A 15,295-nucleotide genomic window follows, 5' to 3' on the forward strand; every position below is an offset into this window, starting at 1 on the left:
CCCCTTGGAATAATCGAGCCGGTCGACACCCACGATCATGTCGCGCCCATTGGCGCTCTCGCGCATCCGCTGAAAGGCGGCCAGCGCGGCGGGTGACCTGGCGGCTTCGAGGAAATTGTCGGTGTCGATCCCGATCGGGCAGGCCATCGCCAGCACCGACCGGTCGCCGGCGACGACCCTGCCGTCCTCCCCAACCGTGCCGCCCATTTCATGGACGACATAGTCGTGGAAAGCCTCGAGCGAATCCTGCGTCTGGAAGCCGACCACGTCATAGGCGAACAGCGTCTCGACCAGTTCGCGATGGTCGGGCAGCGACATCAGCAGCCGGTAAGGCGGCCAGGGGATGTGCAGGAAGAAGCCCATGCGGTTGCGCACGCCCCGGTCGCGCAGGAAGCGGCCGAGCGGGAACATGTGATAGTCGTGGACCCAGATCAGGTCGTCTTCCTCGACCAGCGGCTGGAGCGTCTCGGCGAAGCGGCGGTTGACCCGCTCATAGCCCTCGGCAAAGCCGCTTTCGAACTCGGCCAGGTCGACCCGGTAGTGGAACAGCGGCCACAGCGTCCGATTCGCATAGCCATTATAATATTCGTCGACGTCCTGCTCCTCCAGATCGACCGTCGCGGTCGTAACCCCGAAAGCGCGGCGCAGGTTGATATGGCCGGTGAACTGCTCCGTGGCTTCGCCGGACCAGCCGAACCAGATGCCGCTCGATTCCCGCAGCGCGGCGGACAGTGCGACCGCGAGCCCGCCCTGGTTGCCCCCGCCCTCGCCAGTCGGCGGCTGGACGCGGTTCGACACGATGATCAGGCGGCTCATCGGACGGCGCTCCACGGCCGGCTGAGCAGCGCGGCGCAATTGATGATGCCGACCAGCGAATAGGTCTGCGGGTAATTGCCCCACAGTTCCCCCGTCACGGGATCGATATCCTCGGACAGCAGTCCGGCGCGGGTCCTTCGCGATAGCATTTCCTCGAAAAGCTCCCTTGCATCTTCGGTACGCCCAGTGAGCCACAACGCTTCGATCAACCAGAAGGTGCATACGTTGAATGCCGTATGCGGAAGGCCGAAGTCGTCCTCGGTGGCATAGCGCAGCATGTGCGAGCCGCGCCGCAGCCCCTGTTCGACCGCGCGCAGCGTCCCCTGAAAGCGCGGATCGTCGGGCGCGACGAAGCGCAGGTCGAGCAACTGGATCAGGCTGGCGTCGAGATCGTCCCCGCCGAAGGTGGCGGAGATGCGTTGCGTGTCCTCGCGCCAGGCCTCGCTCTCGATCCGCGCACGGATCTGCAGCGCGCGGTCGCGCCAGAAGGCCTCGCGCTCGGGCAGCGCCAGCGCGCGCGCGGCGTTGGCCAACCGGTCGCACGCCGCCCAGCACATCGCCACCGAATAGGTGTGGACATGGCTCTTGGTGCGCAGTTCCCACAGACCGGCGTCGGGCTTGTCATGCACCTGCCAGGCGAGTTCGCCGACCCGTTCGAGCGCGCGGAAATCCTCCTCGCCGGCCATGCGGAACAGGCGCTGGTCGAAAAAAGCCTGCGCGTTGGACAGGATGATCTGGCCGTAAGCGTCGTGCTGAATCTGCTCATAGGCCTGGTTGCCGACGCGCACCGGCCCCATGCCGCGATAGCCGTCGAGATGCGGCGCAACCCGCTCGACCAGCCGCGCCTCGCCGCCGACGCCGTAGAGCGGCTGGATATGCCCGCCCTTGGCATTGTCGACGATGTTGCGCAGATATTCGAGATAGGTCTCCAATACGTCGAGCGCGCCGAGGCGGTTAAGCGCCTGCACGGTGTAATAGGCGTCGCGTATCCAGCAATAGCGATAGTCCCAGTTCCGCTGGCTGCCCGCATGTTCGGGCACCGAGGTGGTCAGCGCGGCGACGATCGCGCCCGTTTCCTCATGCTGGCAGAGCTTCAGCGTAATCGCCGAGCGGATCACCGCATCCTGCCATTCGACCGGGGTCGCCAGCGCACGGACCCAGTGCCGCCACTCCTGCGTCGTATGCTCGAGCATCGTGTCGAGCGCGTCGCCGATATCGCCGACGAAGCTTTCATCGGGGCCGAGGAAGAAGTGCAGCGGGCGTTCGACGCGGAACAGCCGCTCGCTCTCGATCCAGCCGATCGGCGCCGAGGTGGTGAGGCGCAATGTCGTGTCGGCCAGCAAATAGCGGATATGATTGGACCCGCGCGTCGTCTCTGGCGCCGACGCTCCCCAGTCGCGCGACGGACGCAGCCGCACCTTGATGCGGGGGCTGCCCGATACGGGCCGCACGATCCGCGCGAACGCCACCGGGCGGCACATGCGGCCGTGCCGATGGATGCGGGGGCAGAAGTCGATCACCTCGATCGCATTGCCCGCCGCATCGGCATGGCGGGTGACGAGGATCGGGGTGTTGCGGACATAATGCTGCTGGGTGTCGACGCAATCCTCCAGGTCGATCTCCCAGAAGCCGCGCGCGCCTTCGGCCGAGGGCCGGTTGCTGTCGAGCAGCGAGGAAAAGACGGGGTCGCCATCAACGCGCGGGACGCAGGCCCAGACGAAGCGTCCGGCGCGGTCGACGAGCGCGGACACCTGGCAATTGCCGATCGGCCAGAGATCGAGCGTCGCGGTCATGCCACCGCCTCCCACAGCCAGCGGCGCACCGATCCGACGTCGGCCAGCCCGAAGCGGGCGGCGGTCTCGCGTCCGGGCCCCACCAGCACGCCGAAGCCGCCGCGATCCTCGGCGACGCGCAGCGCGGATTCGTCGGTCAGGTCGTCGCCGATCATCACCGGCAGGCTCGCTGCGAACTGCGGTTCGGCGAGCAGCGCCTCGATCGCCTGCCCCTTTTCCCAGCCCGGCCCGCGCAGTTCGACCATCATTTTGCCGGGCTGAACCTGGAGACCGTTGCGTTCGGCAATGGCTGCGGCGCGGCGGCGCACCGGCTCCTCCAATATCGGCGCCTTGCGGTAATGCATCGCGACTCCATGGCTCTTTTCCTCGATGAACATTTCGGGGTGTCCGGCGCCATAGCCGCGCACCTCGGCGATCGCGGCGTCGAGGCCGGCGGGCCGTTCGGGTTCGACCAGCCGGCCGTCGAGACGAACCTCGGCGCCATGGCTCCCCGCCACCGCGATCGCCGAAGCGACATCTCCGATCATCGCATCCAGCTGGGCGACCGACCGGCCGCTGACGATGGCGACACGGCCTGCAAAACGCCCATGAAGCGCAGTGAGAAGCTCGATCAGTTCGCCGTCCGCACGGACGAGGTCGGGATGGTCGACCAGAGGAACCAGCGTGCCATCGAAATCGATGAACAGGCCGAAGCGGAGGGGGTCGAGCGCCGGGGGTGGCGCCAGCACCGGTTGATGGGACCGGGACAGCATCTCGTTAAAATCACCGTTCATCTGGACATGGGGCACGCCGACAGGGACGAACCGAGCGAAGCCCGGTGCGCCCGATCTAAGGACGCGCGATCGGCCGGAGGGTTCCGTTGCGGAGGCGAACCGGTCCTGTGCTGCTGCGAGATGAACGGGGAGAAACGGAAAGCACCCCCGGGAAAGGGAACCCGAGGGTGCGTCCCATGCGGAGGAAATTGCCAGTCCGGCCGCATGTATCTGTAGAGGTGGGCAATGCCTCGGCGCGATCAAGCGACGCCGTAGATGGTTCGTGCCAGAGCAGCGACGGACGATCCCTGCGGATGTCCGTCGCTGCAGCGCGCTGCGGCAAGGCGTCTGGGGGCGAAGCGCGCCGGGGGCTGGTTATTTGGCGGCGACGGTCAGGCGGCCGGCGTCGGCATATTGGGTGCCGGCCTTGGCCAGCGCCAGTTCGACCTGCGGCATCGCTTTGGCCATCGCGACGGTCGAGCAGGCGCGGCTCTGCGCGACGTTGTTCAGCGAACGGTCGCCTTCCGAGGCGCAGACGCGCTTGGCGGCGCGCTGAACGCGGGCCTTGAGCGTGGCGGCGCCGTCTGCGCTCGTCAGGTCGAGATCGCCATAGGCGATTTCGGCGGTGCGCTGGGCAAAAGCCGGAACGGCGAGGACGCTGACGGAAGCGAGGGCGGCGAAGGCGGTGAAGATGCGGGTCATGGTCGTTCTCCTGTTATGCGCCGGGAGGACGTGGCGTTCGTCTGCCCGGTGAAATCCTTGTCTGCGGCCCGGCGTTTCGATGTGCCGTGCCGTTGATCCTGGGATAGGCGCCTGCCCGACTCGCCGCATGCGAGCTTCGACCGACCGTCGCACCGCCTCCACCAAAGTCGAATGCTGCCGACGAAACGACGGGGACGTTCGACGAACGACAGGCGTAAGGGAAAGCGGGAGCCACGGCGGCCGATTCGCCGTCGACGTTGCAACATAACTGTCACATTTGTAGGGAGCCCCTTCGCTCCGGGGATTCGAATCATTCGCCAGATTGCCGTCCTGCCCTATCGCACGACCCCAGCGGGCCTGATCGAGGTCATGCTGATCACGTCGCGCGACACCGGCCGATGGGTGCTGCCCAAGGGCAACCGCATCAAGGGACTGAGCAGCCACGAAGCGGCGAGCCAGGAAGCCTATGAGGAGGCGGGGCTGGTCGGCATCGCCTGCCCTTATGCGATCGGCAGTTACGATTATCGCAAGCAGCGCCGCAACGGCACCTCGCGCCCGGCGACGGTCGATATCTTCCCCTTCTCGGTCACCACCCAGCTCGACGAATGGCCGGAAAAGGACGAGCGGCAGACCCGCTGGTTCATGCCGACCGACGCCGCGGCGGCCGTCGACGAGCCCGATCTCAAACTCATATTGGCGCAGTTCACCCCCCCGGTCTGGAATCCGGGGCTGGCGGAACGCGTCGTTTCGGCCACGCGCCGCCACTCAGCAGAAAGGTTCACCATCGTGCGCTGGTTCCAGGCACTCCTGCCCAAGCAGGGCCGCTTCTTCGAGCAGTTCGAGGCGCATGCCGCGCTCAACGTCGCGGCCGCCGATGCGCTCGGGCGCCTGCTGCAGGGCGGCCCCGACATGCCGGCCCACAGCCAGGAAATCTTCGACCGGGAAAATGACGCAGACGACATCATCCGCGACGTGCTGGTCGACGTCCGCAAGACGCTGATCACCCCGTTCGACCGGACTGCGATCACCAGCCTGATCGGCTCGATGGACGATGCGATCGACCAGATGAACCAGACCGCGAAGGCGATCATGCTCTACGAGGTCAAGGAGTTCGAGCCGCATATGCGCGACATGGCGGGCATCATCGTGGAAGCCGCCCGGATCACCGCCGACGCGATGCCGCTGCTGCGCGATCTCGGCCGCAATTCGGGCCGGCTGCACAGCCTGACCGAGCGGATCGTGCGGCTGGAGGGTCATGCCGACGAAATCCATGCGCTCGGCCTGAAGGTGCTGTTCAAGGCCAAGGGCGAGAAGTCGCCGATGGCCTTCATCATCGGCCGCGAAATCTACAGCCATCTCGAGAAGATCACCGACGCCTTCGAGGATGTCGCCAACGAGATCCAGGGCCTCGTGCTCGACCACGCCTGACGATGGACCCGATCATTTCCTTTCCGCTGCTGGTCGGCCTGATCGGCATCGCGCTGGCGTTCGATTTTCTGAACGGCCTGCACGACGCCGCCAATTCGATCGCGACCGTGGTCTCGACCCGCGTGCTCAAGCCGCACCATGCGGTGGCGATGGCGGCCTTCTTCAACTTCATCGCCTTCCTGTTCTTCGGCCTCCATGTGGCCGAGACCGTGGGCAAGGGCATCGTCAGTGCAGAGATCGTCGACGCGCGCGTGATCTTCGGCGCGCTGATGGGGGCGATCAGCTGGAACGTCATCACCTGGCTGCTCGGCATCCCCTCCTCGTCCAGCCACGCGCTGATCGGCGGACTGCTGGGCGCCGGCACTGCCAAGGCGGGGAGCGCCGCGATCGTCTGGTCGGGCGTGCTCAAGACCAGCTTCGCGATCGTGCTTTCCCCGACCATCGGCCTGGTGCTCGCGCTCCTGCTCGTCCTGATCACCAGCTGGGTGTTCGTCCGCTCGACACCGACAGCGGCCGACCGCCGATATCGCCGGCTTCAGCTGATCTCGGCCTCGCTCTATTCGCTCGGCCATGGCGGCAACGACGCGCAGAAGACGATGGGGATCATCGCCGTCCTGCTCTATTCGCAGGGCATGCTCGGCGGGGAATTCCACGTCCCCTTCTGGGTGGTCATAACCTGCCAGTCGGCGATGGGCCTCGGCACGCTGATGGGCGGCTGGAAGATCGTCCACACCATGGGATCGAAGATCACCCGCCTCACCCCGGCGCAGGGCTTCTGCGCGGAAACTGGCGGCGCGATCACCCTGTTCGGCGCGACCTGGCTCGGCATTCCGGTGTCGACGACGCACACCATCACCGGCGCGATCGTCGGCGTCGGTTCATCGCGCCGGCTGTCCGCGGTGCGCTGGAACGTGGCGGGCAGCATCGTCATCGCCTGGGTGATCACCCTCCCCGCCGCTGCCGCGATCGGTGCGCTCTTCTATTTCTTGGCGGGGCTGTTCGGCTGAGGCGGGAGCGTCAGCGTTCCGGACCTGGCTGCCAGAACTCGATCTTGGTCCCGTCCGGATCGAGGATCCAGGCGAACTTCCCGCTGGGGTCGCTGTCGTCGCGCTTCAGGACCTTCACACCCTTCGCCTCGATGCGCCGGAGGAAGGCGTCCATGTCATCGACCGCGAAATTCAGCATATAGGACCGGGTAGAGGGCGCCATATAGTCCCCCGCCTCCTCGAACGCGTTGACGACCACCGCCGGCGGATGGCCCGGCGCGTCGTAGCGCAACACCGCGCCGCCCCAGCTTTCGAGCGGGATGCCCAGCACGTCGCGGTACCAGTGCATCAGCGCCTTGGGGTCCTTGCTGCGGAAGAAGACGCCCCCCACGCCGGTTATCCGGCCGGCAGGCTCAGCCGCGGCGGTTGCGGTCGGGGCGAGCAGGGCCAGAAGAAGCGCTGCGGACAGGATATGACGCGACGGCATGATGCATGACCTCCGAACCGCGCCGGGATACATCGCCTGGCCAGTGAGCTCAATCGAAGCCCGCCGTCGGTAGTGGGTCAGTTTGAAAATTGGCGCTGAAATGGAAACCCGACCGAAGCGGGCTTGGATGGGCCATCGGGATTCGAACCCGAGTTTCTTCGTTGTGAGCGAAGCGTCCTACCACTAGACGACGGCGACGATGATATCGGTGGCAGATCGTCGGGTTTCAACCCCTTTTTTGTACGGCCCCCGCCTCGCGGGCTTAGCCTCCGCATCTTCCACCAGCTTTGCGATGTCCGCAATCTCCCAAAGCCGATCGGTGACGCCGGCGGCCACCGCCGGGGTGACGCGCAGCGTCGTATGAATGCGCACGAAATTATAATGCATCATGTGCAGCGCGACCGCGTACGCATGGTTCTCGACTTTCTTTGAGGTGGCGTTGGTCAGGGCCGTGAAGCGGCGCATGTGCATCCGCACAGTGAGGTTCTGGCGTTCCACATAGCTGGTCGAAACCTTGTCTATATCCGGGTTGCCTTCGCGGCAGACCTTCTTCGATCCGATGCATTCCGCGGAGCTGTAGCGACCGGCGGGACCAACCGTAGCGCAGTAGAGTTTCACTCGCTGCGCATAGTCCATGTCCGCGCCGACCGAGGCCTCGACGGCTTCTAGATAGGCTAGGTGCCCGTCGTGCGCCAGCTGGACGCGATTGGCGAGCCGCGCTGCCAGATCGTCCATGAACCACATGGCGTATTCAACACCGCGACCGCCGACCAGATAGGACACGATCATTTTGCTATCGGCGTCGAGCGCGGTCCACGTCCACGTATCGCCAGCACCTTCCGGCGCATCCCTCGCGGTCGCGACGTTCTTCTGCTTGGCGTAGGCGAACGACCAGATTTCATCGACCTGCACCCGGGCCGCCTTCACGTTCCGCACGTTGGCGTCGTGATAGGCGGCGCACGCCTTGCCCGCGTCAACGAGCAGTTTTGCCACAGTGTTCTTGCTCGCCCCGGTCATCTGCGTGATCGCGCGGATGCTAACCCCCTCGCACAGAAAGTGGAGGATTTTAGAGCGGTCGTCGTTTGAGAGTCTATTCATGTACCACCTATCTGACCATTTATTGTATAAGTCAAGCATAACAGTCAGTTTGGTATTAGTAGTCAATTTATGCTTGCGCCCTAGATTCCGGGCATGATAAGGCCCTCGTTATGAGGATCGTGTTTGCTAATAAGGAGCTGGCGCTGATCGAGACTGACCGAGCAGGGGAAACCCGTCTGGGCGTCGCGATCATCAAGTCGGCGCGGCGCAAGCTCACGGTCTTAAGAGCGGCGGGCGATGTTCGTTCACTCCGGAATTGGAAAAGCCTGCACTACGAGCAGCTGAGGGGGGATCGTGAAGGTCAGCGGTCAATACGGTTGAACGATCAGTTCCGATTGGTTTTCGAACTGGACGAAGAAACCGAGCCGCAGACGGTCACGATATTGCAGATTGAGGATTACCACTAATGGCCAAGGCCACCGCCCCATTGCCGGTCGATCATCCCGGCACCTTCATCGAGGAGGAGCTTGACGCTCGAGGGTGGGCGCAGGCTGATCTCGCATACATTCTCGGGATGGATGGCAGCCAGCTGAATAAGCTGATCAAGGGTGCGACTTCAATCACGCCGGACACGGCGGTCGCGCTCGGCGATGCTTTCGACATGCCTGCGGACTTCTTCATGAACCTGCAGAAGATGTACGACCTTCAAAAGGCAAAAAAGGCCGACCCCGGGGTGAAGACCCGAGCGACATGGCTGTCGGTATTCCCTCTGCGGGAAATGATTAAGCGTGGCTGGATCGAGGACGCTGAACCAGACCTGCTTGATCTTCAGATGATGCGCTTCTTCGACAAAAACCGTATTCAGGATATTCCTTTTGTCAGCGATGCGCCGCTGCTCGCGCACGCGGCGCGGAAGCGTGACTATGAGGGCACCACGGAAATCCAGTACGTTTGGCTCAATCGAGTTCGTAAGATGGCGGAGCAGATGGAGTGCCCGCCGTATTCCGAGGATGAACTGCGAAAGAGCCTGCCCTCCATAAAGGAGCATCTGCTCTTGAAGGAGGATCTGGTCCACATTCCGGAGATTTTGCACCGGTGCGGCGTACGCTTCGTGCTGGTTGAGCATCTCCCCGGCTCAAAGATTGACGGTGTTTGTGTTTGGTTGGGCGGTCAGCCCGTCATCGGAATGACACTGCGTCTCGACCGGATCGACAACTTTGCGTTCGTGCTGCGCCACGAAATTGAGCATGTGCTCAACGGTGACGGCAAGGAATACTCGTTTGCTCCTGTCGATAGCGATATCGGCAAGGATGCCGAACTAGAATGCGAGCGAGTTGCCAATGAGGCGGCGGCAACGTTCTGTGTGCCCGCCACCCAACTGCACTCCTTCATCGCCCGAAAGAGCCCCTTCATTTCTCGTGAGGACGTGGTGCAGTTTGCCGCTCGTATGGAGGTGCATCCCGGCATCGTTGTCGGGCAAATCCAAAACCACACGAAGAAATGGAATTGGCTTCGCGAGTATCAGATCGGGGTTCGCGACCATCTGATGGATTGGAAGCACAAGGACGGCTGGGGCCATTTCTCCCCAACCGGCCTTTAGGAGTTTGTGATGGCCGATTACAACGAACAGCTACTCCGTCACTGGGATCAGTGGGAGGAAGAGACTGGTCAGGATTCGGGTGATCCTAACGACTTCATTGATTGGGCTATGGCACATGGGAAGCTTGGGTTGCGCCCTCAGGACGTCCGCCAGATACTTCGCAAGCAGGTCACCCAAGCGCTGCGCCAAGCGAAACGCTACGATGAAGAAGGCAGCTTCACTTACCGCGCGAAGCAGTGCGTCACGTTGTTCAATGCCAACGGCGTTGGGGTGAAACACTACTTCGACATCGACCACGGAGGAACGCCGACGAAGCGGCAAATGTCGATACGGCAACGTCGAGAAGCAATCGCACACGATGTTTATCGTGCCGTCTGCGACGTCGAGCGGATGAATAAGAACTTTCCGTCCGATCTCCAGCTAGCGTTCCACCTTGAATTTCAAGACGACGTGGCCGAGCATCGGGCGGCTGAACAGGCTGAGCGCTATAAGGGCGAGGAAGCCGCTTAGGCTTTCCTCCAACGAGCGTTTGCTGCGTTACTGGCGATTTCCGTCCGCTGAGCAGGAGTAAGAGCCTTTGCCCGAGCCGGGCCACCTTTGCTCCCCGCCTTGCTAGCGCGCCTCTCGAACGTAGTCTGCTCGGGCTCGCTCGCCTCGCCAGTCGCAATATCCGTAATTAGCTTCGCGAGCTGGTTGGGATCACGCGGGCGCTTGCGTGTCTTGGCGGTCATCCTCGACGCCAGTCACCTTTACCATTGTCGCGCATTTCAGCATGTGCGCGCTCGGTCGCTTCCTCTTCGGTCATGCCCTCTTCCAAATAGCGAGCCACAAGTGCCGCTTTGCGCTCAAGGGCCTTTTCGGTACGCCGGTGAAGCGGCGCGTTCGTTCCGGGTGATCTAACTGTCATGCGCTCTATATAGCGCTCTCTGCGCTATTTTGCAGAGCTGATTTCAAACTGACCCACTACCCCGCTTTCCGCTCGGCTCAGCGCGGCGCGGCGCGAGCCCCGTGGTCAGTATATCGACCATCTGCGTCGCGATGTCCCCCGCGCTCATCGGTCCGCCGGGCGCATGCCAGCGCGCCGGCCAGTTGAGCGCGCCCGCGAGCGTGAAGGCCAGCAGCTTGGGATCGCTCGCGGCGATCGAGCCGTCGGCCATGCCCTCCTCGATGAACGAGCGCAGCGCAGCGTCGATGCCACGCTTCTGGTCGCGCATCACCTGCGCGCCTTCGGCTGACAGCGGCTCGACGCCTGTCCGGATCACGCAGCGGCCGAAATCGTCCATGTTGATGCAGGCATAGGCGCGCAGGAAATGGCGGAGCCGGTCGAGCCCATTGCCGGGCAGCGCCCGCGCCGCGTCGATCGCCTCGCGGAACTGTTCGATGCCCAGACGGATGCATTCGAGCAGCACCCGCTCCTTGTTGCCGAGATAATGGTAGATGGTCGGCTTGGACACACCGAGGCTGGCCGCAACATCCTCGAGCAGGGTCGCGTGGAAGCCGCGCTCGTTGAACATCCGCACCGCCGCGACGAGCAGCGCCAGCCGCTTGGCCGACCGTTCCTCTTCCCGCTGCTCGCGCGTTCTGAACGGGGACGCAGGCGCGTCGCGCTGATCGGCTATCTTCATTCTGCGTCCGAGTTGACACAAAACCTGCCAGCAATCAATATACCTGTGAGTATAGAATTTTCCGAGGGGTTTCATGATTCTCAACGAGACGCAGCTTGCGATCCAGGAGGCAGTACGGAGCTTCGCGCAGGAACGGATCAAGCCGCACAGCGCCGCCTACGAAAGGGCAGGCGGCTATCCCGACGGCCTGTTCGAAGAGGTTGCGAGCCTGGGCCTGCTCGGCATGGTGGCCCCCGAAACCTATGGCGGCGCGGACGCCGATTATGTGTCCTACGCCCTCTCACTGATCGAGCTGGCGGCAGCCGACGGCGCGCTGTCGACGGTCGTATCGATCCAGAACAGCCTGCTCGTCGGCGGACTGCTGGCGCAAGGCAGCGAGGCGCAGAAGCAGCGCTTCCTCCCCGACCTGATCGGCGGCCGCATGATCGGCGCCTTTGCGCTGACCGAGAGCGATGCGGGATCGGATGCCGCCGCGATCCGCACCCGCGCGCAGCGTGTCGACGGCGGCTGGCGGCTCAACGGCGCCAAGCAGTTCATCACCTCGGGCAAGATCGCGGGCCTGACGATGGTGTTCGCCGTCACCGATCCCGAAGCAGGTAAGAAGGGCATGTCCGCCTTCCTCGTGCCGACCGACCGGCCCGGCTATGTCGTCGACAAGGTCGAGCACAAGCTGGGCCAGGCAGCATCGGACACCTGTGCGATCCGCTTCGACGAGCTGTTCGTCGAGGACGAGTTGCTGTTCGGCGCCGAGGGGCGCGGCTACAATATCGCGCTCGCCAATCTGGAAGCGGGCCGCATCGGCATCGCCGCCCAATGCGTCGGCATGGCGCAGGCCGCGCTCGAAATCGCGGTCGGCTATGCCCGCGACCGGCGCAGCTTCGGCAAGCCGATCATCGAACATCAGGCGGTCGGCTTCCGCCTCGCCGATCTGGCAACCCGGCTGGAAGCATCGCGCCACCTCGTCCTCCACGCGGCGGCCTGCAAGGATGCCGGCAAACCCTGCCTGCAGGAAGCCTCGATGGCCAAGCTGTTCGCCTCGGAAGCTGCCGAAGCGATCGTCTCGGGTGCCATCCAGACGCTCGGCGGCTATGGCTATCTCGAGGAATATGGCCTCGCCAAAATCTACCGCGACGTTCGCGTCTGCCAGATCTACGAAGGCACGTCCGATATCCAGCGCATGGTGATCGCCCGCGGCCTTTGATCCCGACTTACCTCTTCTTCTTTTCGCATGAGGATAGCAGCATGAGCACCGATCCCGTCGTCATCGCCTCCTACGCCCGCACGCCCATGGGCGGCTTCCAGGGCGCGCTTTCGGGCGCGTCCGCCACCGAACTCGGCGCCGCCGCCGTCAAGGCCGCGATCGAGCGCGCCGGCATCGAAGGCGAGCAGGTCGAGCAGATCTTCATGGGCTGCGTGCTCCCGGCCGGGCTCGGCCAGGCCCCGGCCCGCCAGGCGGCGCTCGGCGCCGGCCTGCCCAAGAATGTCGAGGCGACCACGGTCAACAAGATGTGCGGGTCGGGCATGCAGGCCGCGATCATGGCGCATGACGCCCTCGCCGCCGGCAGCGCCGACGTCATCGTCGCGGGCGGCATGGAGAGCATGACCAACGCCCCCTATCTGCTCGCGAAGCATCGCGGCGGCGCGCGCATCGGCCATGACGTGATCAAGGACTCGATGTATCTCGACGGCCTCGAAGACGCTTATACGCCGGGCAAGCTGATGGGCGCCTTCGCCGAGGATTCGGCGCGCAACTACCAGTTCACGCGCGAGGCGCAGGACGATTATGCGATCCGCTCGCTGAGCCGCGCTAACGAAGCGATCACCAGTGGTGCGTTCGAGCGCGAGATCGTGCCGGTGACGCTGCAGACGCGCAGCGGGCCGGTGACCGTGGCGACCGACGAACAGCCGGGCAAAGCGCGTCCGGAGAAGATCCCGACGCTCAAGCCCGCCTTCGCCAAGGACGGCACCATCACCGCGGCCAACAGCTCGTCCATCTCGGACGGCGCGGCGGCACTGGTGATGACGCGGCAGAGCGTCGCGAATAAGCTCGGCCTGCCGGTCGTCGCCCGCGTCGCGTCGCACGCGGCGCATGCGCATGAACCGGGCCTGTTCACCACCGCCCCCGTCCCCGCGATCGAGAAGGCGTTGAAGAAGGCCGGCTGGACAGTCGACGATGTCGATCTGTTCGAGGTCAACGAAGCCTTTGCGGTCGTCGCGATGATCGCCGCGAAGGACCTGCAGATCCCGGCCGACAAGCTCAACGTCAACGGCGGGGCCTGCGCGCTCGGCCACCCGATCGGTGCGAGCGGCGCGCGCGTGATCGCGACCCTGCTCGGCGCGCTCCAGAATCGCGGCCTGAAGCGCGGCGTCGCCAGCCTCTGCATCGGCGGCGGCGAAGCCACCGCGATGGCGGTCGAGCTGGTCTGATACGGCGCTGGATATTCGGCGGGCGCCCCTCTAGGGCTGGCTCGCCCAGGACAAGGGGATGATGTAAATGAACCTTAAGGACGTTGCCGCGATCGTCACGGGAGGGGCTTCCGGCCTCGGTGGCGAAACCGCGAAGATGCTGGCCGCCAATGGCGCCAGAGTGACGATCTTCGATCTCAATGCCGAAGCCGGCGCAGCCGCCGCCGCTGAGATTGGCGGCCATTTCGTGTCGGTCAACGTGGCCGACGATGCAAGCGTCGCCGCCGGCATCGCCGAGGCCGAAGCGAAGCACGGCGTCGCCCGCGTGCTGGTCAATTGCGCCGGCATCGCGCCGCCTGCGCGGGTCGTCGCCAAGGACGGCAGCCCGCACGACCTCGACCTCTACCGCAAGGTCATCGAGATCAACCTGATCGGCACCTTCAACACGCTGTCGAAATTCGCCGCCCGCGCGCTCACGGTCGAGCCGGTCGGCGAGGAGCGCGGCGTGATCATCAACACAGCGTCGGTCGCCGCCTTCGACGGTCAGGTCGGCCAGGCTGCCTATGCCTCCTCCAAAGCGGGCGTCGCCGGGCTCACCCTGTGCGCCGCACGCGACCTCGCCCAGCACAAGATCCGGGTGATGACGATCGCGCCGGGCATCTTCATGACCCCGATGATGAAGGGCCTGCCGCAGGCCGCGCAGGACTCGCTCGGCCAGCAGGTGCCGCATCCGAGCCGCCTGGGCGACCCCAGCGAATATGCGATGCTGGCGGAGAGCATCATCAAGAACCCGATGCTGAACGGCGAGACGATCCGCCTCGACGGCGCGATCCGGATGGCGCCGCGATGAGTGCGCTGGTCCTGCTGGAGCGCGAAGGCTCCGTCGCCAAGGTCACGCTGAATCGCCCCGAGGCGGCCAATGCGCTCGACATGCCAGTTGCGCGCGCGCTGCTCGAGGTCGCAACCGAATGCGACAGCGACGACAGCATACGCTGCGTCACCATGACGGGTGCCGGCCGCATGTTCTGCGCGGGCGGCGATGTGTCGGCGATGGCGGCGGCGGGCGACAAGGTCGGTGCGATGGTCGGCGACCTCGCCTCGACGCTACACCTCGCCATGTCGCGCTTCGCCCGCATGAACAAGCCGCTGGTCACGCTGGTCAACGGCCCCGCCGCCGGTGCCGGCTATGGCATGGCGCTGAGCGGCGACGTGGTCCTCGCCGGCCGCGCGGCGGTGTTCAACGCGGCCTATGGCATGCTCGGCGTATCGCCCGACGGCGGTCTGACCTGGCTGCTTCCGCGCCTGGTCGGTCTGCGCAAGGCGCAGGAGATCATCCTCACCAACCGCAAGGTGACCGCCGAGGAAGCCGAGGCGCTTGGTATGATCACACGCGTAGTCGACGACGAGGCGCTTGCCGCAGAAGGCGCAGCCGTCGCGGCGAAGCTCGCCAGCGGCGCGATCGGCGCGATCGCCCGGTCGCGCGCGCTGCTGCTCAACGCCTATGACAATAGCTGGGAAACCCATCTGGAACTCGAAGCGCGCGGCATCGCCGGCGCGATCGCGGGGCCGGAAGGACGGGAAGGCGTCGCTGCCTTCCTCGGCAAGCGGAAGCCCGACTTCGCCAACGCGAAGTAAAGGATCCGGACAAGCATTGAGGGGCCA

At 64.8% G+C, this 15,295-nt stretch carries 16 protein-coding genes; 9 read left to right on the forward strand and 7 right to left on the reverse strand.

What is annotated here, in order from left to right:
• The 4 genes from ACNI3R_RS18925 to ACNI3R_RS18940 form a co-directional block, all read right to left on the reverse strand.
• Positions 1 to 816: alpha,alpha-trehalose-phosphate synthase (UDP-forming) (locus ACNI3R_RS18925; protein ID WP_426186262.1), on the reverse strand; the 816-nt coding region annotated here is incomplete at its 3' end.
• Entirely contained in the window at positions 813 to 2,609 is a 1,797-nt protein-coding gene (locus ACNI3R_RS18930) for a glycoside hydrolase family 15 protein (protein WP_426186265.1), read from the reverse strand. The genes ACNI3R_RS18925 and ACNI3R_RS18930, both read right to left, overlap by 4 nt.
• The gene (gene otsB / locus ACNI3R_RS18935; RefSeq protein ID WP_426186268.1) at positions 2,606 to 3,361 is read right to left on the reverse strand and encodes a trehalose-phosphatase; all 756 of its coding nucleotides are present in this window, start codon (positions 3,359 to 3,361) and stop codon (positions 2,606 to 2,608) included. Before otsB ends, ACNI3R_RS18930 begins: the two co-directional genes overlap by 4 nt.
• 375 nt (positions 3,362 to 3,736) lie before the next feature.
• Positions 3,737 to 4,063, reverse strand: coding sequence for a UrcA family protein (locus tag ACNI3R_RS18940; protein WP_426186271.1), 327 nt, complete (start codon positions 4,061 to 4,063; stop codon positions 3,737 to 3,739).
• Between the two features lie 312 nt (positions 4,064 to 4,375).
• Here ACNI3R_RS18940 and ACNI3R_RS18945 point away from each other — a divergent pair, with 312 nt between their 5' ends.
• Together ACNI3R_RS18945 and ACNI3R_RS18950 are read left to right on the forward strand one after the other, a co-directional pair.
• Positions 4,376 to 5,491: a DUF47 family protein gene (locus ACNI3R_RS18945; protein WP_426186483.1), complete on the forward strand. Its 1,116-nt coding sequence runs from the start codon at positions 4,376 to 4,378 to the stop codon at positions 5,489 to 5,491.
• A 2-nt stretch (positions 5,492 to 5,493) separates the two neighbouring features.
• Complete coding sequence (locus tag ACNI3R_RS18950; protein ID WP_426186274.1) at positions 5,494 to 6,498, forward strand: inorganic phosphate transporter; 1,005 nt, start codon at positions 5,494 to 5,496, stop codon at positions 6,496 to 6,498.
• Positions 6,499 to 6,508: 10 nt separating this feature from the next.
• Here ACNI3R_RS18950 and ACNI3R_RS18955 read toward each other — a convergent pair whose 3' ends face one another.
• Together ACNI3R_RS18955 and ACNI3R_RS18960 are read right to left on the reverse strand one after the other, a co-directional pair.
• The gene (locus ACNI3R_RS18955) at positions 6,509 to 6,964 is read right to left on the reverse strand and encodes a VOC family protein (RefSeq protein WP_426186277.1); all 456 of its coding nucleotides are present in this window, start codon (positions 6,962 to 6,964) and stop codon (positions 6,509 to 6,511) included.
• Between the two features lie 183 nt (positions 6,965 to 7,147).
• Positions 7,148 to 8,062 (reverse strand): IS1 family transposase, encoded by a 915-nt coding sequence (locus tag ACNI3R_RS18960; RefSeq protein WP_426186280.1) that lies wholly within the window; start codon positions 8,060 to 8,062, stop codon positions 7,148 to 7,150.
• A gap of 110 nt (positions 8,063 to 8,172) precedes the next feature.
• Between ACNI3R_RS18960 and ACNI3R_RS18965 the strand changes: the two genes are divergently transcribed.
• Genes ACNI3R_RS18965 through ACNI3R_RS18975 form a run of 3 tightly spaced genes read left to right on the forward strand, consistent with a single transcriptional unit; the run spans position 8,173 to position 10,112 of the window.
• A complete protein-coding gene (locus ACNI3R_RS18965) occupies positions 8,173 to 8,469 on the forward strand; it encodes a type II toxin-antitoxin system RelE/ParE family toxin (RefSeq protein WP_426186283.1) in 297 nt (98 codons plus the stop codon).
• On the forward strand, positions 8,469 to 9,602 hold the full coding sequence (locus ACNI3R_RS18970; RefSeq protein WP_426186286.1) for a HigA family addiction module antitoxin: 1,134 nt from the start codon (positions 8,469 to 8,471) through the stop codon (positions 9,600 to 9,602). The genes ACNI3R_RS18965 and ACNI3R_RS18970 overlap by 1 nt, the downstream gene beginning before the upstream one ends.
• A gap of 9 nt (positions 9,603 to 9,611) precedes the next feature.
• Complete coding sequence (locus ACNI3R_RS18975) at positions 9,612 to 10,112, forward strand: hypothetical protein (RefSeq protein ID WP_426186289.1); 501 nt, start codon at positions 9,612 to 9,614, stop codon at positions 10,110 to 10,112.
• 440 nt (positions 10,113 to 10,552) lie between these two features.
• Here the strand turns inward: ACNI3R_RS18975 and ACNI3R_RS18980 are convergent, their stop codons facing one another.
• Complete coding sequence (locus ACNI3R_RS18980) at positions 10,553 to 11,227, reverse strand: TetR/AcrR family transcriptional regulator (RefSeq protein WP_426186292.1); 675 nt, start codon at positions 11,225 to 11,227, stop codon at positions 10,553 to 10,555.
• Positions 11,228 to 11,300: 73 nt separating this feature from the next.
• Between ACNI3R_RS18980 and ACNI3R_RS18985 the strand changes: the two genes are divergently transcribed.
• From ACNI3R_RS18985 to ACNI3R_RS19000, 4 genes are all read left to right on the forward strand, one after another.
• The gene (locus ACNI3R_RS18985) at positions 11,301 to 12,428 is read left to right on the forward strand and encodes an acyl-CoA dehydrogenase family protein (protein ID WP_426186295.1); all 1,128 of its coding nucleotides are present in this window, start codon (positions 11,301 to 11,303) and stop codon (positions 12,426 to 12,428) included.
• 41 nt (positions 12,429 to 12,469) lie between these two features.
• The gene (locus tag ACNI3R_RS18990) at positions 12,470 to 13,654 is read left to right on the forward strand and encodes an acetyl-CoA C-acyltransferase (protein WP_426186298.1); all 1,185 of its coding nucleotides are present in this window, start codon (positions 12,470 to 12,472) and stop codon (positions 13,652 to 13,654) included.
• A gap of 67 nt (positions 13,655 to 13,721) precedes the next feature.
• Positions 13,722 to 14,483 carry an SDR family NAD(P)-dependent oxidoreductase gene (locus ACNI3R_RS18995; protein ID WP_426186301.1) on the forward strand — a complete coding sequence of 254 codons (762 nt, stop codon included), beginning with the start codon at positions 13,722 to 13,724 and terminating at the stop codon, positions 14,481 to 14,483.
• Positions 14,480 to 15,268 carry an enoyl-CoA hydratase/isomerase family protein gene (locus ACNI3R_RS19000; RefSeq protein ID WP_426186304.1) on the forward strand — a complete coding sequence of 263 codons (789 nt, stop codon included), beginning with the start codon at positions 14,480 to 14,482 and terminating at the stop codon, positions 15,266 to 15,268. The genes ACNI3R_RS18995 and ACNI3R_RS19000 overlap by 4 nt, the downstream gene beginning before the upstream one ends.
• Positions 15,269 to 15,295: the final 27 nt, after the last annotated feature.

It is taken from the genome of Rhizorhabdus antheiae (assembly GCF_049889055.1).
Lineage (GTDB): Bacteria > Pseudomonadota > Alphaproteobacteria > Sphingomonadales > Sphingomonadaceae > Rhizorhabdus.

Coding starts and splice junctions, on each gene's coding strand:
- ACNI3R_RS18965 (WP_426186283.1), top strand. CDS start 8,173: ATGAGGATCGTGTTTGCTAATAAGGAGCTGGCGCTGATCGAGACTGAC.
- ACNI3R_RS18985 (WP_426186295.1), top strand. CDS start 11,301: ATGATTCTCAACGAGACGCAGCTTGCGATCCAGGAGGCAGTACGGAGC.
- ACNI3R_RS18990 (WP_426186298.1), top strand. CDS start 12,470: ATGAGCACCGATCCCGTCGTCATCGCCTCCTACGCCCGCACGCCCATG.
- ACNI3R_RS18950 (WP_426186274.1), top strand. CDS start 5,494: ATGGACCCGATCATTTCCTTTCCGCTGCTGGTCGGCCTGATCGGCATC.
- ACNI3R_RS19000 (WP_426186304.1), top strand. CDS start 14,480: ATGAGTGCGCTGGTCCTGCTGGAGCGCGAAGGCTCCGTCGCCAAGGTC.
- ACNI3R_RS18995 (WP_426186301.1), top strand. CDS start 13,722: ATGAACCTTAAGGACGTTGCCGCGATCGTCACGGGAGGGGCTTCCGGC.
- ACNI3R_RS18970 (WP_426186286.1), top strand. CDS start 8,469: ATGGCCAAGGCCACCGCCCCATTGCCGGTCGATCATCCCGGCACCTTC.
- otsB (WP_426186268.1), bottom strand. CDS start 3,361: ATGCTGTCCCGGTCCCATCAACCGGTGCTGGCGCCACCCCCGGCGCTC.
- ACNI3R_RS18975 (WP_426186289.1), top strand. CDS start 9,612: ATGGCCGATTACAACGAACAGCTACTCCGTCACTGGGATCAGTGGGAG.
- ACNI3R_RS18930 (WP_426186265.1), bottom strand. CDS start 2,609: ATGACCGCGACGCTCGATCTCTGGCCGATCGGCAATTGCCAGGTGTCC.
- ACNI3R_RS18955 (WP_426186277.1), bottom strand. CDS start 6,964: ATGCCGTCGCGTCATATCCTGTCCGCAGCGCTTCTTCTGGCCCTGCTC.
- ACNI3R_RS18980 (WP_426186292.1), bottom strand. CDS start 11,227: ATGAAGATAGCCGATCAGCGCGACGCGCCTGCGTCCCCGTTCAGAACG.
- ACNI3R_RS18960 (WP_426186280.1), bottom strand. CDS start 8,062: ATGAATAGACTCTCAAACGACGACCGCTCTAAAATCCTCCACTTTCTG.
- ACNI3R_RS18940 (WP_426186271.1), bottom strand. CDS start 4,063: ATGACCCGCATCTTCACCGCCTTCGCCGCCCTCGCTTCCGTCAGCGTC.